This window comes from Pantoea sp. S62, assembly GCF_016658625.1.
GTDB classification, from domain to species: Bacteria; Pseudomonadota; Gammaproteobacteria; order Enterobacterales; family Enterobacteriaceae; genus Pantoea; species Pantoea vagans.
Map to the genome: position 1 here is coordinate 17,020 of NZ_JACVVI010000022.1, position 18,102 is coordinate 35,121.

The window sequence follows — 18,102 nt, forward strand, 5'->3', positions numbered from 1 at the left end:
AATTACGGCAGCGTGAGAAACCAGCGGGTTGCGATACTTGAGCCAACCGAACGTTACGTGGATGAGGGTTTAAAATGCAGAATGTCATGGCAGAGCAGCAAGCATACTCCGATAACAGCCTGTTACTGGATGCACGCGAGCAGAACGTGCCGCGCGGTGTAGTGACCGCCCATCCGCTGGTGATTGAACGCGCCAGAGGCAGTGAAGTGTGGGACGTTGAGGGCAATCGCTATCTCGACTTTGTTGGCGGCATCGGCGTGCTGAATGTCGGCCACAATCACCCGGCGGTAGTCAATGCGGTGACCCGCCAGCTTGGTCTGGTGTCACACGCCTGTTTTCAGGTGGTGGCCTATCCGGGCTACATTGAGCTGGCGCAGCGGCTGAACAAACTGGTGGGCGGCGATGAGGCGTACAAAAGTGTCTTCTTCACCAGCGGCGCGGAAGCGGTGGAAAATGCGGTGAAGATTGCCCGCTCTCACACCCAGCGCCCCGGCATTATCGCGTTTGATGGCGCGTTTCATGGCCGCACCCTGCTGGGCATTACCCTGACCGGCATGTCCGCGCCATACAAACAGAATTTTGGCCCGTTCCCCGGCGACATCTATCGTCTGCCCTTCCCGAATCCACTGCACGGCGTGACGGAAGCGGACTGTCTGAAGGCGCTGGATCAACTGTTCGCGGTGCAGATCCTGCCGGAGCGTGTGGCGGCGATTATCATCGAGCCGGTTCAGGGCGACGGCGGCTTCCTGCCCGCCGGACCAGCCTTTATGCAGGCGCTGCGTCGCATTACCAGCCAGCACGGCATTCTGCTGATTTGTGATGAAGTGCAGTCCGGCTTCGGACGTACCGGCACGATGTTTGCCTTCCAGCAACTGGGTATCAAACCGGATTTAATCACCCTGGCGAAAAGTCTGGGCGGCGGTCTGCCGATTTCCGGTGTGGTGGGACGGGCGGCGATCATGGATGCGCCCACGCCTGGCGGGTTAGGCGGCACCTACGGCGGCAACGCGCTGGGCTGTGCGGCAGCGCTGGCGGTGCTGGATCTGTTTGAACAGGAAAACCTGCTGCAGCGCTCCTGTCAGCTCGGCGAACAGCTCAATGCCCGTCTGCGACAGCTGGCGGATAAATATGCCTGCATCGGTGACGTGCGCGGCGTGGGCTTTATGCAGGCGGTGGAGATTCTCGATTTCGAAACCGGTCGTCCCGATGCGTCACTGACTCAGAAGATCCTCGACAGCGCCTGTCAGGAAGGCCTGCTGCTGATCAAGTGCGGCCTGCATCGCAACACCATCCGTTTCCTGGCACCGCTGGTCACCACCGACTCACAGCTGGAAGAGGCGCTGCATATTTTCGATATTGCGCTGGCCCGTGCCACCGGTCGGCTGGGTTAAGCCGCATTCCTCATTGATTTTGTTAGAGTAATTTGAAAATCTCCCGCTGGTATAACCACTGCGAAGCGCTGGCGCGTTTACGGTAAAGCATGTTATATCTTCGGGAGGTTCTGAACATTTGATTGAGCGCCTGGCCCAACAGGCTCTGACAATGAGGGGGGTGCTATGAACGGCTTAATGAAACTCGACCGCATCGACATCAACATCCTGGTGCAACTCCAGAAAGATGGCCGTATCAGCAACGTTAACCTCGCCGACGCCGTAGGCCTCTCGCCCAGCCCCTGTCTGCAACGGGTCAAACGTCTGGAACAGGCCGGTTTTATCACCGGTTATGAAGCGCACATTAATCTCACCCGCATCACCGATTCAGTAACCGTCTTTACCGAAGTCACCCTGTCCGGCCATCGCCGCGAAGACTTTATGAAATTTGAAAGTGCGATGCGCGACGTCGATGAACTGATGGAGTGCCATTTGATCACCGGCGGCTATGACTATCTGCTGCGCTTTATTACCCGCAGCATTGAACATTACCAGGAAGTGATTGAGAAGATGCTCGACGCGCAGATCGGCATCGATAAGTACTTCAGCTATATCGTCATCAAATCCCCCATCATGAAAAGCAGCGTGCCGTTACGATCGCTCATCGGCAAACATAACTCAGTCGAATTCGGCGTATAACGGGTGGTCGCCCCTCGCCACCTCCCCGGTGGAGAGGGCGGCCACACGCATTGTCTCTGTCTGCTGTTCACCACACCCGCCTTTGCTCACAGACCGGCTTCCTGCCCCTTTAACCTTTGCGATTTTTCCCTCAGCATAAAATTTTTTCCCTGCCCAAAAATCAGTCGCTCTGTCCGGTTTTGGCGCGTGCTAAGGCCTCAATCGTTGAGCGAACCCTTTTACACTGAATTCAACCGATACAAGGAGTTGTCATGGACTCATTACAGATTGCTGACCAGCAGTGGCAGCGCGATGCGTTCACTGTCTCTACCGATCGCCAGCGGCTCGATCTGGCCTGGATCCACATTCAGCTGGCGGAGAAGTCGTACTGGGCTAAAGGCCAGCCGGAAGCGAAAACCCGGCGGGCGATTGCCGGTTCGCTGCCGTTTGGCCTCTATCGCCAGCAGGCACAGATTGGCTTTGCCCGACTGATCACCGACTACACCCGCTTTGGCTGGCTGTGCGACGTGATGATTGATGAACACTGGCGTGGTCACGGGCTGGGCAGCTGGCTGGCGACCTGCGTCCGGGAACACCCGGAGCTGCAAACGGTGCATCGCTGGATGCTCTCGACCCAGGATGCGCATCAGATTTACCAGCGGCTCGGCTGGCGTGTGGTGCAACATCCCGAGACGCTGATGGAATTTCCCCCTTCCTGACACTGGAGTTAACCCGATATGCGATACCGCGTTGGCGTGGATATTGGTGGTTCCTTTACCGATTTCGCCGTGCTCGATCAGCAAACGAACCAGATCCACACCCTGAAGGTCCTGTCGCGACCGGACAAGCCTGGCAGCGAAATCTTAACCGGACTGGCGCAGTTTCAGCAGCAGCAGGGCATTGATCCCGCTGAAATTGGCTACTTCACTCACGGCACCACGGTAGGCATCAACGCGGTGATCCAGCGGCGCGGCGTGCGGCTGGCGCTGTTTGCCACCGAGGGCTTCTGCGATGTGCTGGAGCTGGCCCGGCTGAAAATCCCGCATATCCATGATCTTTTCTCACGGCGTGCCGCACCGCTGATTACCCGCGACAGGGTATTTGCTATCCGCGAACGCAGCGACGCGCAGGGCAACATACTGCAACCCGTGGATCGCCAGAGCGTGCTCGACGCTATCGAACAGGCACGCGCCGCCGGCTGTCAGGGCATCGTGGTCTCGCTGCTGCACAGTTATCGTAACCGGCACAATGAAGCGACGGTAAAAGCGATTATCGATGAGGTGGCGCCTGAACTGCTGACCTCCTGTTCCGCCGACATCTGGCCGATCATCCGCGAATATGAACGCACTATTACCGCCACCATCAACGCCTACGTGCAGCCGATGGTGATCCACTACCTGGAATCCTTTGAGCAGGCGCTGAAAAGGCTTGGCGTGAAGCCGCCGCCGCGCATTACTAAATCCAACGGCGGGGTGATGGGCGTTGACCAGGCGAAGCGCGAATGCGTGCAGATGGTGCTCTCCGGCACCGCCTCCGGCGTGATTGGTGCCAGCTATCTCGCCAGCACCTGCGGTTTTGACAAAATTCTCAGCCTGGATATCGGCGGCACCAGCGCCGACGTGGCGGTGATCATCGACGGCAAGGTGGCGCAGGGCAACGGCGAAATCATCGGAGATTTCCCGATCTTTATTCCTTCCGTCGCCGTGACCTCGGTGGGTCAGGGCGGCGGCTCGCTGGCGTGGATTGATGGGCAGGGCGTATTGCAGATGGGGCCGGACAGCGCCGGTTCGCTGCCGGGCCCGGTCTGCTTCCAGCGCGGCGGCACGCAGCCGACCGCCACCGATGCCTTTGCCGCCTGCGGCATGATGGGCCACGGCGCACTGGGTTATGACACGGTGACGGTGGATGTCGCCGCCGCCTGTGCGGCCTGGCAGCCGCTGGCGGATGCGCTCGCTATTTCGGTCGAAGAAACCGCCGAAACCGCTATCCAGCTGGCCATCTCCAGCATGTACAGCGACACCAGCGGCCTGCTGTCGCGCTTTGGCCTTGATCCCCGTGAATTCTGGTTCCTCGCCTTTGGCGGCGCGGGGCCGATGATGGGCTGTTTTCTCGCCCGCGAACTGAACATGAAAGGGGTGATCGTGCCGCTGACGCCGGGCGTGCTCTCCGCGCTGGGCGGGCTGGTGGCGGACATCCGCAACGACTTTATCCGCACGCTCTACGGCGATCTGACGCCTGGGCTGGCCGACACCTTAGCCAGTGAAGCCGAAGCCTTGCAGCAGCGCGCCTGCGGCTGGCTGGCGCAGGAGCACGGCAGCGACATGTCATACAGCCTGCAGTTCAGCGCGGATATGCGCTATCGCGGTCAGTCGTTTGAGATCGACGTGCCGCTGGAGGCGAGCTGGCTGACGCAGGCGGACTTCGCTGCGCTGCATGATGCCTTTGATCGCCAGCATCAACAGCTGTTTGGTCATTGTGACCCGCAGGCACCGGTGCAGTTGATCAACCTGCGGCTGGTCATCGCCTCGCCGACGCCGAAACCGGTGATCAACACACTTCCCCCCGCCACAGCACCCGTACCGGTGCTGAAACAGACCCGAGCCTGGATCGACGGCGGCTGGCATCAGGTCGATTTAGTGCTGCGTTCGATGCTGCGCGCCGGACATCAGCTCAGTGGGCCGGTCATCATCGCCCAGGACGACTGCACCACCTGCGTGCCGCCCGGCATGGGCGTCACGGTCGATTCATTCGGTAACCTGCTGATCACGGCGAACGAGGCATAACATGGCGATTGACGGACGTAACTTACAGATTCTGGCGAACTACTGCGCCGCTGCGGCCGATGCGATGGCCTTTACGCTGATGCGCACCGCGCACTCCACCTTTGTGAAAGAGACGGAAGATTTCTCCTGCCAGATCGTCAGCCGCAGCGGGCTGGCGTTTGCCTCGCCGCGCAGCTTTGGCGCGCCCTGGTACAGCGGCATCGACTATGCGCCGGTGCTGGCGCTGATAGAGGAGTATGCCGAGGGCGACATCTGCATCACCAACGACGCCTACGCCGGCAACGTGGCGACTCACTCGCCCGATATCCACATCTGGAAGCCGGTGTTCCATCAGGGCGAAATCGTCTGCTTCGTGGTGGGTCACATTCATAACACTGACGTCGGCGGCGCAGTGCCTGCCTCGCTGTCGCGCTCGCTGACCGATGTCGTGCAGGAGGGGATCCGCATCCCGCCGCTGAAGATCATGCAACAGGGGCAGCTCAATGAAGAGGTCGCCAGTATTATGCGGCTCAACGTACGGGTGCCAGAACAGAACTGGGGCGACTTCAAGGCGCAGCTGGCGTCGGTGAACGTGGGCGAGCGCAAAATCCACGACATTATTGCCCGCTTTGGCATCGATGATTTTTTGCAGGGCATTGAGGGCATTCTCGATTACGCCGAAGCGCAGGCGCGCAGCATTATCAGCACCATTCCCGACGGGGAATATTTTTATGCCGACTACGCCGATGAAGATGGCGAGGGCGGCTATCCCTGTCGCATCGCCATTACGCTGCGGGTGCAGGGCGATCGGCTGGAGCTGGACTACACCGGCAGCGACCCGCAGCTGGCGTCGTCGCTGAACATGCCGACCGGCGGGCGCGAGCGGCATCCGCTGGCGCTGGTGGGCGTTACCTATGTGCTCTCCACCCTTGATCGTTCACTGCTGCTCAACGCCGGTACGCTGCGGCCGACCCGGGCAATTCTGCCGCCTGGCACGGTGATGAACTGCGAAGCGCCCGCAGCGGTAGGGATGCGCTCGCTGACCTGTGCGCTGTCGCAGATTGCGACGATTGGCGTCTTCTCGCTGGCGATGCCGGACCGCCTGCCTGCGAATTCACCGGGCGGCAACTCGATCATGAACATCCGCACTCAGACGCACAACCGCAGTGTGGTCGCCTCACTGGGGCCCGTGGGCGGTGGCGCGGGCGGCACGCCGCGTCATGACGGACCCGACGGTTCCGGCGGCCTGTCAGCTTTCCTGAAAAATACCCCGATTGAGATCAACGAAGCGGAAGTGCAGATTCGCTTCCATCGCTACGGACTGGCGCAGGACAGCGCTGGCGCCGGTCGCTATCGCGGCGGCTTAGCCACCGAAATGGCGTTCGAGATTTTCTCGCCCAACACCACCATTACCGCGCGCAACCGTAACCGGTCAGTGTTTGCCTCGGCGGGTGTAGTGGGCGGGCAGAGCGGCGCGCTGTCGACCTTCCGTACCCGGCGCAACGGTGAAGTTATTAATCACGGTAACACCGATGTCATCCACTGCCAGCCGGGTGATGTGGTCGACGTGCGCGGACCCGGCGCGGGCGGTTACGGCCTGCCATCGCAGCGCGATAGTGAGGCAGTCATGCAGGATGTGCGCTGTGGCTATCTCAGCGTGGCGGCGGCCAGGGCGCAGTATGGCGTGGTGGTGACAGATAACCGCGTGGATCGGGAAGCCACAGAACGCCTGCGTGCCGACCTGCCACGGCATCCCGCGCACCATTTTGAGCACGGCGAAGCACGCCAGCGCTTCGAAACGCTCTGGACGCCACAGCGTTATCAGTTGCTGACCACTTTTCTGGCCAGCGCGCCGGTGAGCTGGCGTCACTTCCTGAAAACCCAGGTATTCCGGGCGGTGGAAGAGACAGGCGAAACGGCGGATATGAATCAAATATTCAGTGATTTACGTCAGCGATACCCGGCAATGGCGAACAGTTAACGGCGATGGCTCATCGTCTACTACGCTTTAAGTCTGTAAGGACAACGAGGGGAAACGCAACGATGAGCATGAAAACCAGTGATTTTTTTGTCCAGCGCCTGAAAGAGTGGGGCGTCACACGCATTTACGGCTACCCGGGAGACGGGATTAACGGCGTGCTGGGGGCGATTCAGCGCGCGAATGCCAAAGGCGACGGCATCGAATTTATTCAGGTGCGCCATGAAGAGATGGCGGCCTTTATGGCGGCCGGACACGCGAAATTTACCGGCGAGCTGGGCGTCTGCCTGTCAACTGGCGGACCGGGTGCAACCCACCTGCTGACCGGACTCTATGACGCCAAAATGGACCATGCCCCGGTGCTGGCGATTGCCGGACAGGCAGAAGCGACCGCGCGCGGTGCCAGCTATCAGCAGGAGATGAACCTGGATCGCATCTTCTCGGACGTCGCCAACTTCGTTCAGGAAGCCTCGACCACGACGCAGGTGCGTCATCTGCTGGATCGCGGCGTGCGCATCGCCAAGGCGCAAAACGGCGTAGCGGTGATCATCATCCCTAAAGATATTCAGGATGAAGAGTGGCAGCCGCCGCAGCATCTGCACGGCTTTACCCATTCCGGCAGCGGCTATCAGCGTCCTAAAGTCATTCCTTACGAAGCGGACCTGCAACGCGCCGCCGAGGTGCTTAACGCCGGTAAAAAAGTGGCGATTCTGATTGGCGCAGGCGCACGCGACGCCGCCGTTGAGGTGGTGCAGGTCGCCAATGTGCTGGGTGCAGGCGTGGCGAAAGCGCTGCTTGGCAAAGATGTGCTGCCGGACGATGCGCCTTTTGTTACCGGCTCGATTGGCCTGCTCGGTACCAAACCTTCATCCGATTTAATGCAGAACTGTGACACGCTGCTGATGATCGGCAGCGGCTTCCCGTGGACGGAATTTCTGCCGGAAGAGGGCAAGGCGCGTGCGGTTCAGATAGACATCGATCCCGCTATGCTTGGCCTGCGCTATCCCAGCGAAGTCAATCTGCATGGCGATGCGGCTGAAACCCTGCGTGCGCTACTGCCGCTGCTCACCCACAAAGAGGATCGCAGCTGGCAGGAGGATATCGCGGTTCAGGTGCGTGACTGGTGGACGCTGATGGAAGAGCGCGCCATGGCACCCGCTAATCCGGTCAATCCGCAGCGGGTGGTGTGGGAGATGTCACCTCAGTTGCCGGACAACGCGATTGTCACGTCGGATTCCGGCTCCTGCGCCAACTGGTTCGCCCGCGACTATCGGGTGAAACAGGGTCAGCGTGCCTCGCTCTCCGGCGGCCTGGCCTGTATGGGCGCGGCGGTGCCTTACGCGATTGCGGCGAAATTTGCTCACCCGGAGAAACCGGTGGTAGCGCTGGTGGGTGACGGCGCGATGCAGATGAACAACATGGCCGAGCTGATCACCATCCAGAAATACTGGCAGCAGTGGACCGATCCGCGCCTGATCGTCTGCGTGTTCAATAACCAGGATCTTAATCAGGTCACCTGGGAGCAGCGCGTGATGGAGGGTAATCCGCGCTTCGACGCCTCGCAGCAGTTGCCGGACGTGAAGTATGCCGAGTTTGCGCAGTCGCTGGGGATGGTCGGAATTTTTGTCGATAACCCGGACGATCTGGCCGGTGCCTGGCAGCGTGCGCTCAGTGCCGATCGCCCTGTCTTGCTGGAGGTGAAAACCGATCCGGAGGTCGCGCCGTTACCGCCGCACATCACCCTTAAGCAGGCAAAAGCCTTTATGGCGTCGATGGTGAAGGGCGATCGCGGGGCCGCGCAGATCATCAGCGACACCGCCAGTCAGCTGTTTCATAAAAAGCATTAAGGGCTAAGTGAGGCGGTCGCGCCTCGCTAACCTTGATCCCCGGATGCACTCGCGTCCGGGTCTTAAACCACATCATCAAACTTATCGGGAGTCTTAACATGACTGCTCATTCCAGCCCTGTCTGGTTAATCTCGGGATGTTCGACCGGTTTTGGTCGTGAACTGGCGCAGCAGACCATCGCGCGTGGTTTTAAGGTCGTCGTGACGGCGCGTGATACGTCGTCGATTGCCGATCTGGTTGAAGGACACGACAACGCGCTGGCGGTGGCGCTGGATGTGACCCGTCAGGCGAGCATCGACCAGGCCGTCAGCGCGGCACTGGACGCGTTCGGCACCATTGATGTGCTGGTAAACAACGCCGGTTACGGCTATCAGAGTTCGGTGGAAGAGGGTGTGGAAAGTGAAATCCGCGCCCAGTTTGATGCCAACGTTTTTGGCCTGTTCGCCCTGACGCGCGCCGTACTGCCTGCGATGCGCAAGGCGCGCAGCGGTCATGTCATCAACATTACCTCCGTGGCAGGCCTGATTGGCTTTGCCAGCTCAGGCTACTACTCTGCCAGCAAACATGCGGTGGAAGGCTGGTCCGATTCACTGGCGCTGGAAGCGGGGCCGCTGGGCATTCACGTGACCTGCGTAGAGCCCGGTCCGTTCCGCACCGACTGGGCCGGACGCTCACTGCATCAGACGCCGAGTAAATTGCCGGAATATGCAGAGACCGCGGCTGCGCGGATGAAAGCGACGTCCGAATACAGCGGTACTCAGAAAGGCGATCCGGCACGGGCCGCCACGGCAATGATCGCCATCACCGAACATGACAACCCGCCACGCCATCTGGTGATGGGGGCCTGGGGCCATGACGCCGTGACCAGCAAGCTCAAAGAGCGCCTGGCTGAGATCGAAGCGTGGAAACAGACGTCAGTGGAGACGGATTTTCCGGAATAGAGGTGAGTGCTCTGTGGGTGGCGGGAAGCCGTTAAAATACGAAAGGCCCGTTTATCGGGCCTTTAAGCGCTAATCGAGTGCCTTAGCTTCCTGCGTTTCACGCGCATTCAGATCTTTCAGCTTGCGGCGCAACAGGGCAGATGAGGAACGTTTTCTCGCCTGAGCTAACTGGGCTTTAATGGCGGGCAGATCGGGCCGGGCCAGCCACTCAGCAATCAAAAGTGCCCTTAACTCCTTATATCGGGTTTCAACCGGAGCCAAAGGGGTTGTTTCATCGTGTGTATCATAAAACGACATAGCAAGCTCTCCCTGTAATCACTACTTTATAAGCCTGGAAACAGTCCGGGATTAAAGGTTGCGGCTCTTTCTTTGGCAACCCTGTTCGGCGATTTTAACGTAGTTCATTTTTTAAGCCAGGCATGGCGTCATAAATCTCTTCAAGGGGAGTCGGACGATTGCGTTCAGCGATCTCTCCCGACGCAGGCTGGAAAACAAAACCGCCGATAGAGAAGCTTTCATGGTGTGCCATTAACGCAAGTACTACGCTTTTTAAAACGACTGCACTACCTAATCCGGGAATGCTGATGTGGCGAAAATCGCCCATGCAATCCATACCATCGAACACGTCAAAACAGACCTCAGCCAGGCCATTAACCGGAAAGGAGATACCTGTTGGCATTCGGTATCCAATGCGGGTAAAGGTCTGTTCATCCATCAGCTTACCCACGATGACGGTGTGATTCTCATTACCGACAACAAATGCGTAGCTGTAATGAATGCGCCGATCATAAAAAATCTTTTTCGCCTGATTTCGTAGTTTTCGAGATAAATAATTAAATGAGCGCCTCCCACCTTCTTAAGCTCATGACGAGAGCGGTAGCTTCTCTGTCGCCATAGTTGTTCACTGGACACTGTCTTTCTAATTGAAAAATAAAGGATTATGAAATGAACAATATGAGCAATTTATCTGGCAGGTTACACTATGCATCGCGTTTAAAACGTAAGGATTGCTCAGATGACATTGAATATACGTAAGGCTTATTTAGCGGATTCAATCTTACTTCAAAAGCTGGGTTTTGAAATCTACAGCACTCACTTCACGCATCTGTGGGTATCGCAGTCAGAAATGAATGATTATCTGGTGCGTGAATTCTCCGTGCCATCACTGGTGACAAGCCTGTCAGATCCAGAAGTATGCTGGTACCTGGCAGAAACCGATCAGCCCGTTGGTTTTGTCAAAGTCACATGGACAGATAAAATTCCGGATACAGAAATGTCAGGCATGCTACTGAACAAGTTGTATCTGGCCTCGGGTGCTACAGGTCAAAATTATGGGAAACAGATATTCGAACATATTCTCAGTCTTGCCCGGCAACGCGGTAAAGGATTTTTGTGGTTAGAAGTGCTTGAGTGTAATGATCGTGCCCGTAAGTTTTATGAAAATCTGGGATTCAATTATATCAAAGACACAATATTACAGACTGCTTCACAGCAGAGCCTGCTCCACGTAATGGGTATGAACATCTGAATCCCTGACAGCCATCGGGATGATGCGACCCGCACGATCAGTGAATGGGCTGAAACGTCCAATGCCTTTTCCCGGATTAAACTCCGCAGCGCCATACTGCGACCAGTGAATGCGGTCAATCGTTTTACCTTTCGGCCAGGTGACCAGAGAGACAGACAAATCATCATCTTTGCCGGGTGTTTTGATCTTTTAGCCATGAACCGGACCGTCCTTTGCCCGCTGTGCCGCCTCCAGTACTTTTGCCGGTTCCGACGTTATCAGATTCTTAGGTTTTTCATTACCGAGCCAGCTATTTGGTGTGCCAAACCATACGGCCAGGGTCCATGGTGTTTTTGATTCTCCAAACAGCGCGATAATTTTTTTCATCAGCGGCAACGGCTGCCCGCCAACATCCACCCCATAGGCCGGATAAAGATCCCTGCCTTCGGAGGAAAGTGCAAAAATCTTACCGGCTCGCTTCCACCGGTTAGGTAATCCACTGGGATTTTTCACACTGGCACTGCTACCAGCACGGCGTGAAACTTCCTGCGCAGGCAACCACTCGCTGTCGTCCAGAATATGCTTCCTGAGTTGTTCCAGCTTTGTAGTGTTACTCACTGTGACCGGCGGCCTGGTCTGTTCTGCTGTCGCCATTTCCCCAGCGCTGAAAGATGACTTACCGTGACTGGCGAGCGGACTGATGCCTGATACCGCCAGGAACGCGGCATCCAGTGCGATTTTAAAGGCGGCTTCATCCACAGCTTCGGGACGCTTCACCACATAGTATTGCGCTGGCTCATCATTGCAGTGCGGGACTGATACTGTGATCTCTGCTTGTCCATCCTGGGAGCGGGAAGAGGAAATACTGCCTGCCGGCACGGGTATGACGTCGAAGCCAGTGGTTTTATCAGACCTGATCATGATTTTACTCCTGCTGGCAAAATGCAAATATCGAATATCAACAATATATCGTATATAGCGAGAGTCCTCCACGTAAACTGATCAAAAACCACCCAGCAACAGACTGAGCTTTGGCATGACAAGCGCTGAGGAACTGCTCGCCCCCTTATCGCGCAGCCCTGCGCCATCATCGTGCTGAAAAAATAAACAGCCACCCATCCCTGACATCATAAGAATTCGATCTTGTATCCCAGGCCGTATTCCATCTGGCATCCCTGTCTCAGACCGCTGGCGTCCCGGCTATCTGGCACGCTTCATGCACTCGCTGACAGGTACAATTCTGGCGAGGTTACTCATGTTTGACTCCTTATTAGACGAAGATGCCACCACGATGGCCGCACTGGTCCGCAGCGGGGAAGTCTCGGCCTGCGAGCTGACCGGGGCAGCGCTGGCACGGATGGAACGGCGGGAACCGGTGATACAGGCCTTTTGTACGCCGACACCGGAACTGGCGCTGGCACAGGCCAGAGAAGTGGATGCCCGACGGGCGCGTGGAGAAACGCTGGGCGCGCTGGCGGGCGTGCCGCTGGCGGTGAAAGATTTAATCTGCACCGCTAATGTCCGAACCACCTCCGGTTCGGCGGCGTACAAAGATTTCGTACCGGAAGATGACGACATCACGGTGGAGCGATTGCTGGCCGCCGACGCCATCCTGCTGGGCAAAACCACTGCGCCGGAGTTTGGCTATAGCGGCGTCGGACACAATCCGCTGTTCCCGTCGCCGCGCAATCCCTGGGATCTGGCGATGACGCCCGGCGGTTCCAGCGCCGGCTCCGGCGCGGCAATAGCGGCGCGACTCTGCCCGATTGCACTGGGCAGCGACGGCGGCGGCTCGGTACGTATTCCGGCAGCGCACTGCGGCATTTTTGGCTTTAAGGCGTCAATGGGCAGGGTGCCGTTGTGGCCCGGCTGTCGTGATGAACGTTATCCCGGCGTGTCGAGCTGGGAGTCGCTGGAACACATCGGGCCGATGACGCGCAGCGTGTGTGATGCCGCGCTGATGATGTCGCTGATGGCGGGACCAGATATGCGTGACCGCCACTCCATCCCCTGCAGCGACGTTGACTGGCTGGGTGCACCAGAGCATCTGTCCGGCAAACTGCGCATCGCCTTCAGCGCGGACTTTGGTTATGTGGCGGTTGACCCGGAGGTGCGGGCGGTGGTCAGCGCGGCGGTGCAACGCTTTGCCGCTGAAATCGGTGCGGAGCTGGAACTGGCCGATCCCGGTTTCCCGGATCCGGCTGCCGCCTTTGGCGCGCTGGTGGCGATGGAGAGCGATCTTACCGGCATGCGCCAGATGATGGCGGAGCAGGGCAGCGCGATGTCGCCGCATCTGGTCGCCATGCTGCAGCGCGACTGGCGGGCGGAAAACTTTACCGATGCCATCGCCACCCGCAAAGCGGTCAGCAACAGCCTGTGGCGCTTTATGCAGCGCTTTGATCTGCTGATCACGCCGACGCTGGCAGTGCCGCCATTTCCGTTGGGGATGCAGGGACCGGAGATCATCGATGGCCGTATGGTCCGCAACGATCACTGGCTCTCGTTCTGTTACCCGTTCAACTTCACCGGACAGCCCGCCGCGTCCGTGCCCGCCGGTTTTACCGCCAGCGGCCTGCCCGTCGGGATGCAGATTGTCGGACGTCATCTTGATGATGCGTTAGTGCTGGCTGCCAGTGCCGCTTTCGAGCGCATTCAGCCGTGGAATCACCTTCAACCCGGAATCGCCCAATGAAAACATCTGATACACCTGCGCTGGAGCAGGAGTTTGAACATGAGCCGGTACCGCTGTCGCATCGTCATTCCACCCGCTCCGTCTCGGCGGTCTGGTTTGGATTCCCGATGATCCTCACCAACGCGCTTTTTGGCGGCATCATCACCTGGCATCTGGGCTTCTGGCCCGCGCTAATCGCCATTATGCTGGGCAACCTGGTGCTGTTCGCCTATGTCGGTGCGCTGAGCTGGTTCGCCGGTAACACCGGGATGAACTTTGCTTTACAGGCCAGACGCACCTTTGGCAGCAAAGGCTACATTCTGGTCTCGGGTTTTCTCTCGACGGTGGTGATCGGCTGGTATGCTTTCCAGACGGGTCTTACCGGTACGGTCATTAACCAGACCTTTGGCTGGAATGCGCTGGCGGTGACGGCTTTTGCCATGATCCTCTATACCGGTATCACGTTCCTGGGCGTGCGGGCACTGTCGGTGCTGGGGATGATTGCCGCGCCGCTGTTTGTGGTGCTGGGGATAGTAGCGCTATGGCTGATCGGCAAACAGCACGACTTCTCCATCGTGACGCAGTGGAAGGGCAGCGCCAGCGCCGCCGGTGCGATGAGCATGGGCACCGCTGTCACTATGGTGGTGGCCGGCTTTGCCGACTCCGGCACCATGACCGCTGACTTTACCCGCTGGTCGAAGAATGGCCGCTCGGCGGTGATCGCCGCGTTCTCTGCGTTCCCGGTCGCCAATGTGATCTCCTATCTGTTCGGCGTGGTGATTGTGGCGGTGGGCGCGGCGGTTGATCCGCTGACCAACGGCGGGAACTTCCTGCCGATGCTGATGGGACATAGCGCCTTCCTGTCGGTGGTGGCCTGTCTGTTTGTCTTTATCAACCTGGGATCGGTCTGCACCCACTGTCTCTACAACGGCGCGGTGGGTTTCAGTCATCTGTTCAGCAGCAAAATGCGACTCTGGACGCTGATCCTCGGTGCCATTGGCGGTGTGCTGGCACTGGCTGGCGTCTGGTCTTACTTCCTGGAGTGGCTCAGCCTGCTGGGGATTGTGGTGCCACCGTTTGGTGCGGTGATGATTGTGGACTTGATTTTCATGGCGCGCATCAGCGAGCAGCGTCCGGCGCAGCGTTTCCGTGGCACCGCGTTTGCCGCCTGGGCGATTGGCAGCCTGTGTGCGGTCATCGCCCATGTGGCTTTCCCGCAGTTTGGCGAAGCGGTAATCGGTCTGGTGACCGCCGCCATCAGCTACACCCTGATCACTAAAATGCGCATGCCGCACCCGGTAATGGAGAACAGCAATGCCCGATTACAGCGTTAATTCGACCCCCTACGCCTGGCCGTTTGACGGCAGCTTTACCCCGGCTGACACGGCGCTGATCGTGATTGATATGCAGACCGATTTCTGTGGCGTCGGCGGCTATGTCGACAGCATGGGCTATGACGTGAGCCTGACCCGCGCGCCTATCGCCCCACTGCAACAGATGCTGGCGGCGATGCGCGTCCGGCAGTTTCCGATTATTCATACCCGTGAAGGGCACCGGCCCGACCTCAGCGATCTGCCCGCTAACAAACGCTGGCGCTCGCGACGGATGAACGCCGGGATAGGCGATGTGGGACCCTGTGGCCGTATTCTGGTGCGCGGGGAACCAGGCTGGGAGATTATCCCGGAGCTGGCTCCGTTGCCGGAGGAAGTGGTGATTGATAAACCGGGGAAGGGATCGTTTTACGCCACCGATCTGGAGCTGATTCTGCGCAGTCGCGGTATCCGTAACCTGATCCTTACCGGCATTACCACCGACGTCTGCGTCCACACCACGCTGCGCGAAGCCAACGATCGCGGCTTTGAATGCCTGGTGCTCGCCGATTGCTGTGCCGCAACGGAGCGGCGTCATCATGAGGCGGCGCTGAGCATGATCCATATGCAGGGCGGCATCTTTGGCGCGGTCGCTACGTCGGCCGCGCTGCTGGATAGCCTGGGCGTGTAGCGTATTGCATCCCATAGCAAGAGGTGCTGCCCTGATTCTCAGGATGATTCCGCATAGCCTGAGCGCCGTTATCCGCTCAGGCTATGCGCAGCACTATTCCCGCTGCGTCTCCTCTGGCGCAGGTAATGTCATCAGCGCGGCGAGCTGATCGGCGGGCACTGCCTGACTGAACAGATAGCCCTGTAACTGATTACAGCCTGCATCTGCCAGTGCAGACATCTGCCCTGCGGTCTCCACACCTTCTGCCGTCACCATCAGGCCCATGGCGTGACCCAGTTTCACCACGGACTCGACAATCGCCACGGAATTTTCCGCCACGCCCAGCGACTGGGTGAACGAGCGGTCGATTTTGATTTTGTCCACCGGGAAGGTGCTGAGGTAGTTGAGGCTGGAGTAGCCGGTACCGAAGTCATCCAGCGCGATGCGGAAGCCCGCCTCACGCAGCGACACAATAATCTCGCGTGCTTCGCGTTCATCCTCGATTAACACGCCTTCGGTGATTTCCAGCTCCAGCCGCTTTGGGTCACCGCCGTGCTGGCTGACAATCGTCATCACATGGTCAACAAAGCCGGTAGAGCGGAACTGCACGGGCGAGACATTGACCGCCACCAGCAAATCGGGAAAGCGCTGCTGAGTGGCACAGGCTTCAGCCAGCACCCATTCGCCCAGCGGGATAATCAGGCCGGTCTCTTCGGCAATCGCGATAAATTCACCGGGTGCGATCAGGCCGCGTGTCGGGTGATGCCAGCGCAGCAGCGCCTCGATGCCGACCATCTGCTGACCGCCAACGTCCATCAGGGGCTGATACCACACTTCCAGTCCCTGTCGGGATTGCAGTGCCGTACGCAGATCGGCGGCAATGGTCTGCCGCGTCTGCACTGACTCATCCATCGCCCGTTCAAACTGACGAAACCGGCCACGTCCGCCACTTTTGGCTTCATACAGCGCAATATCGGCTTTGCGCATCAGCTCCAGCCGATCGATGCCGTCTTTAGGTGCCAGCGCCAGTCCGATACTGGCCCCGCTCCAGACATCGCTGCCGAACAGGGTAAACGGCTGAGCCAGCTCGTCAATCATGCGCTGCGCCAGGCTGTTCACCTGACCGATGTTATCGACCTCCGGCATCACCACGATAAATTCATCGCCGCCGATGCGTCCCACGGTATCGCTGGCACGCACGATACGGTTCAGGCGCTGTGCTACGGCGATAATCAGCTCATCGCCAGCATGATGACCATGGGTATCGTTGACGGCTTTAAAGCGGTCGAGGTCGATCAGCAGCAGCGCCACCCGCTGATCGTTGCGCGTCGCCAGGGCCAGCGCCTGGGTCAGCCGGTCTTCCACCAGCGCGCGGTTCGGCAGTCCGGTCAGCACATCATGAAATGCCAGATGCTGCGCCTGCGCTTCTGACGCGCCAAGCCGGAGCATCGATTGCGAGAGGTTAACCGATGAGTTCCAGAGTCGCCGCACCATATACAGGCAGAGCAGCGATATCGCCAGCACCGCCAGCCCGGTAGACGGCCCGATAGTACGCAGCATCTGCGCGCCCGGACGGGAGGGGATCCAGTTGAGATAGCCGACCGGCTCGCCCGCCTGGGCGATCAGCAGATAGCGCGCGCTGGTGCCGGACTGAGACGAACCGTCGGAGAAGTGCAGTCCCTCCAGCTGATTGCGCTCCGCCAGGCTAGCCAGATAACCGTCATCGAGAAATTTCAGGCTCACCAGCCGGAAGCGCGGCAGGTCATCGCTATCCCGCTGGATGTTACCCACGGCAAGTGCCGCAGCACGCTGGGTGATACGGGCATAATCGGCGTTATCCTGGCGCCTGGGATCCTGGATCAACGTGTTTTGCAGCACATCACCAATCAGCGGATCACTCTCTGCTGCGGAGACGGTCTGGCCTTCACGCCAGACTCTGACGATCTGGTTTTGCGCATCCAGCACCATAATCAGCTGATGACCGAACATCTCATAGAGCCACTGCCCGATGTTCTCATCCAGCCACCTGTCGCTGTTGCCCTCTGCCAGATGCTCCTCAAAGGGACGCCAGCGTGACAGGCTATGCAACTGGCGCAGATGCTCATTCAGACTTTGCGAAAAAGAGGCCTCAATCATCCGCTGTTGCTGATGCCGGGCCTCAGTATTGGTCAGTGATGTGCCAATAAACAGTGCCGTACCTGCACCGGCAAATGTCAGCACAAGGATAGCCACCAGCGGCACCAGCACTTCACGCAAGAAACTGCGGCGAAAATCAGAGGAAAGTTTAAGGGTGTTAATCATATTGTTGTTTTTCTCTGCAGCAGGGGAACAGCTTAAAAATTAGCAGATAGCAACTGATCGTCCATGA

The 18,102-nt window shown here is 58.6% G+C and carries 16 protein-coding genes; 11 read left to right on the forward strand and 5 right to left on the reverse strand.

Translation table 11 applies throughout. From position 1 onward, the window contains the following. Window positions 1-74 precede the first annotated feature (74 nt). The 7 genes from gabT to IBT54_RS22490 all read left to right on the forward strand — a co-directional run bounded on the left by gabT (window position 75) and on the right by IBT54_RS22490 (window position 9,576). Complete coding sequence (gabT, locus tag IBT54_RS22460) at window positions 75-1,391, forward strand: 4-aminobutyrate--2-oxoglutarate transaminase (RefSeq protein ID WP_033783468.1); 1,317 nt, start codon at window positions 75-77, stop codon at window positions 1,389-1,391. A gap of 165 nt (window positions 1,392-1,556) precedes the next feature. Beyond that, a complete protein-coding gene (locus tag IBT54_RS22465; protein WP_010247853.1) occupies window positions 1,557-2,069 on the forward strand; it encodes an Lrp/AsnC family transcriptional regulator in 513 nt (170 codons plus the stop codon). A gap of 251 nt (window positions 2,070-2,320) precedes the next feature. Beyond that, entirely contained in the window at window positions 2,321-2,767 is a 447-nt protein-coding gene (locus IBT54_RS22470) for a GNAT family N-acetyltransferase (protein WP_201253109.1), read from the forward strand. A gap of 18 nt (window positions 2,768-2,785) precedes the next feature. Further along, window positions 2,786-4,831 carry a hydantoinase/oxoprolinase family protein gene (locus tag IBT54_RS22475; RefSeq protein WP_201253110.1) on the forward strand — a complete coding sequence of 682 codons (2,046 nt, stop codon included), beginning with the start codon at window positions 2,786-2,788 and terminating at the stop codon, window positions 4,829-4,831. A 1-nt stretch (window position 4,832) separates the two neighbouring features. Beyond that, entirely contained in the window at window positions 4,833-6,791 is a 1,959-nt protein-coding gene (locus IBT54_RS22480) for a hydantoinase B/oxoprolinase family protein (protein WP_201253111.1), read from the forward strand. A gap of 62 nt (window positions 6,792-6,853) precedes the next feature. Further along, on the forward strand, window positions 6,854-8,635 hold the full coding sequence (locus IBT54_RS22485) for a thiamine pyrophosphate-requiring protein (RefSeq protein WP_107319880.1): 1,782 nt from the start codon (window positions 6,854-6,856) through the stop codon (window positions 8,633-8,635). A gap of 98 nt (window positions 8,636-8,733) precedes the next feature. Continuing rightward, entirely contained in the window at window positions 8,734-9,576 is an 843-nt protein-coding gene (locus IBT54_RS22490) for an oxidoreductase (RefSeq protein ID WP_201253112.1), read from the forward strand. 69 nt (window positions 9,577-9,645) lie between these two features. On the opposite strand, the gene IBT54_RS22495 is transcribed toward IBT54_RS22490, so the two are convergent. Further along, window positions 9,646-9,873, reverse strand: a complete 228-nt coding sequence (locus IBT54_RS22495) for a hypothetical protein (protein WP_201253113.1) — start codon at window positions 9,871-9,873, stop codon at window positions 9,646-9,648. A gap of 94 nt (window positions 9,874-9,967) precedes the next feature. After that, window positions 9,968-10,291, reverse strand: a complete 324-nt coding sequence (locus IBT54_RS25290; RefSeq protein ID WP_230299987.1) for a hypothetical protein — start codon at window positions 10,289-10,291, stop codon at window positions 9,968-9,970. A gap of 300 nt (window positions 10,292-10,591) precedes the next feature. Here IBT54_RS25290 and IBT54_RS22505 point away from each other — a divergent pair, with 300 nt between their 5' ends. Further along, the gene (locus tag IBT54_RS22505; RefSeq protein ID WP_201253114.1) at window positions 10,592-11,104 is read left to right on the forward strand and encodes a GNAT family N-acetyltransferase; all 513 of its coding nucleotides are present in this window, start codon (window positions 10,592-10,594) and stop codon (window positions 11,102-11,104) included. Here IBT54_RS22505 and IBT54_RS22510 read toward each other — a convergent pair. Beyond that, window positions 11,063-11,263 (reverse strand): hypothetical protein, encoded by a 201-nt coding sequence (locus IBT54_RS22510; protein WP_201253115.1) that lies wholly within the window; start codon window positions 11,261-11,263, stop codon window positions 11,063-11,065. The two genes, IBT54_RS22505 and IBT54_RS22510, sit on opposite strands and share 42 nt — an antisense overlap. 30 nt (window positions 11,264-11,293) lie before the next feature. Further along, window positions 11,294-12,076 (reverse strand): hypothetical protein, encoded by a 783-nt coding sequence (locus tag IBT54_RS22515; RefSeq protein ID WP_370585212.1) that lies wholly within the window; start codon window positions 12,074-12,076, stop codon window positions 11,294-11,296. Between the two features lie 262 nt (window positions 12,077-12,338). On the opposite strand from IBT54_RS22515, the gene IBT54_RS22520 reads away from it, so the two are divergent. From IBT54_RS22520 to IBT54_RS22530, 3 genes are read left to right on the forward strand one after another with little or no spacing between them, the layout of a single operon-like run. Then, entirely contained in the window at window positions 12,339-13,775 is a 1,437-nt protein-coding gene (locus IBT54_RS22520; RefSeq protein WP_201253116.1) for an amidase, read from the forward strand. After that, window positions 13,772-15,088 (forward strand): cytosine permease, encoded by a 1,317-nt coding sequence (locus IBT54_RS22525; protein ID WP_201253117.1) that lies wholly within the window; start codon window positions 13,772-13,774, stop codon window positions 15,086-15,088. Before IBT54_RS22520 ends, IBT54_RS22525 begins: the two co-directional genes overlap by 4 nt. After that, complete coding sequence (locus IBT54_RS22530; RefSeq protein ID WP_201253118.1) at window positions 15,069-15,755, forward strand: cysteine hydrolase family protein; 687 nt, start codon at window positions 15,069-15,071, stop codon at window positions 15,753-15,755. Before IBT54_RS22525 ends, IBT54_RS22530 begins: the two co-directional genes overlap by 20 nt. A 93-nt stretch (window positions 15,756-15,848) precedes the next feature. Here the strand turns inward: IBT54_RS22530 and IBT54_RS22535 are convergent, their stop codons facing one another. Next, a complete protein-coding gene (locus tag IBT54_RS22535) occupies window positions 15,849-18,035 on the reverse strand; it encodes a bifunctional diguanylate cyclase/phosphodiesterase (RefSeq protein WP_095706975.1) in 2,187 nt (728 codons plus the stop codon). Window positions 18,036-18,102: the final 67 nt, after the last annotated feature.

Excerpts from the sequence above, each read along its gene's own strand:
- gabT (WP_033783468.1), top strand. The coding sequence starts at position 75 with ATGCAGAATGTCATGGCAGAGCAGCAAGCATACTCCGATAACAGCCTG.
- IBT54_RS22465 (WP_010247853.1), top strand. The coding sequence starts at position 1,557 with ATGAACGGCTTAATGAAACTCGACCGCATCGACATCAACATCCTGGTG.
- IBT54_RS22470 (WP_201253109.1), top strand. The coding sequence starts at position 2,321 with ATGGACTCATTACAGATTGCTGACCAGCAGTGGCAGCGCGATGCGTTC.
- IBT54_RS22475 (WP_201253110.1), top strand. The coding sequence starts at position 2,786 with ATGCGATACCGCGTTGGCGTGGATATTGGTGGTTCCTTTACCGATTTC.
- IBT54_RS22480 (WP_201253111.1), top strand. The coding sequence starts at position 4,833 with ATGGCGATTGACGGACGTAACTTACAGATTCTGGCGAACTACTGCGCC.
- IBT54_RS22485 (WP_107319880.1), top strand. The coding sequence starts at position 6,854 with ATGAGCATGAAAACCAGTGATTTTTTTGTCCAGCGCCTGAAAGAGTGG.
- IBT54_RS22490 (WP_201253112.1), top strand. The coding sequence starts at position 8,734 with ATGACTGCTCATTCCAGCCCTGTCTGGTTAATCTCGGGATGTTCGACC.
- IBT54_RS22495 (WP_201253113.1), bottom strand. The coding sequence starts at position 9,873 with ATGTCGTTTTATGATACACACGATGAAACAACCCCTTTGGCTCCGGTT.
- IBT54_RS25290 (WP_230299987.1), bottom strand. The coding sequence starts at position 10,291 with ATGGATGAACAGACCTTTACCCGCATTGGATACCGAATGCCAACAGGT.
- IBT54_RS22505 (WP_201253114.1), top strand. The coding sequence starts at position 10,592 with ATGACATTGAATATACGTAAGGCTTATTTAGCGGATTCAATCTTACTT.
- IBT54_RS22520 (WP_201253116.1), top strand. The coding sequence starts at position 12,339 with ATGTTTGACTCCTTATTAGACGAAGATGCCACCACGATGGCCGCACTG.
- IBT54_RS22525 (WP_201253117.1), top strand. The coding sequence starts at position 13,772 with ATGAAAACATCTGATACACCTGCGCTGGAGCAGGAGTTTGAACATGAG.
- IBT54_RS22530 (WP_201253118.1), top strand. The coding sequence starts at position 15,069 with ATGCCCGATTACAGCGTTAATTCGACCCCCTACGCCTGGCCGTTTGAC.
- IBT54_RS22535 (WP_095706975.1), bottom strand. The coding sequence starts at position 18,035 with ATGATTAACACCCTTAAACTTTCCTCTGATTTTCGCCGCAGTTTCTTG.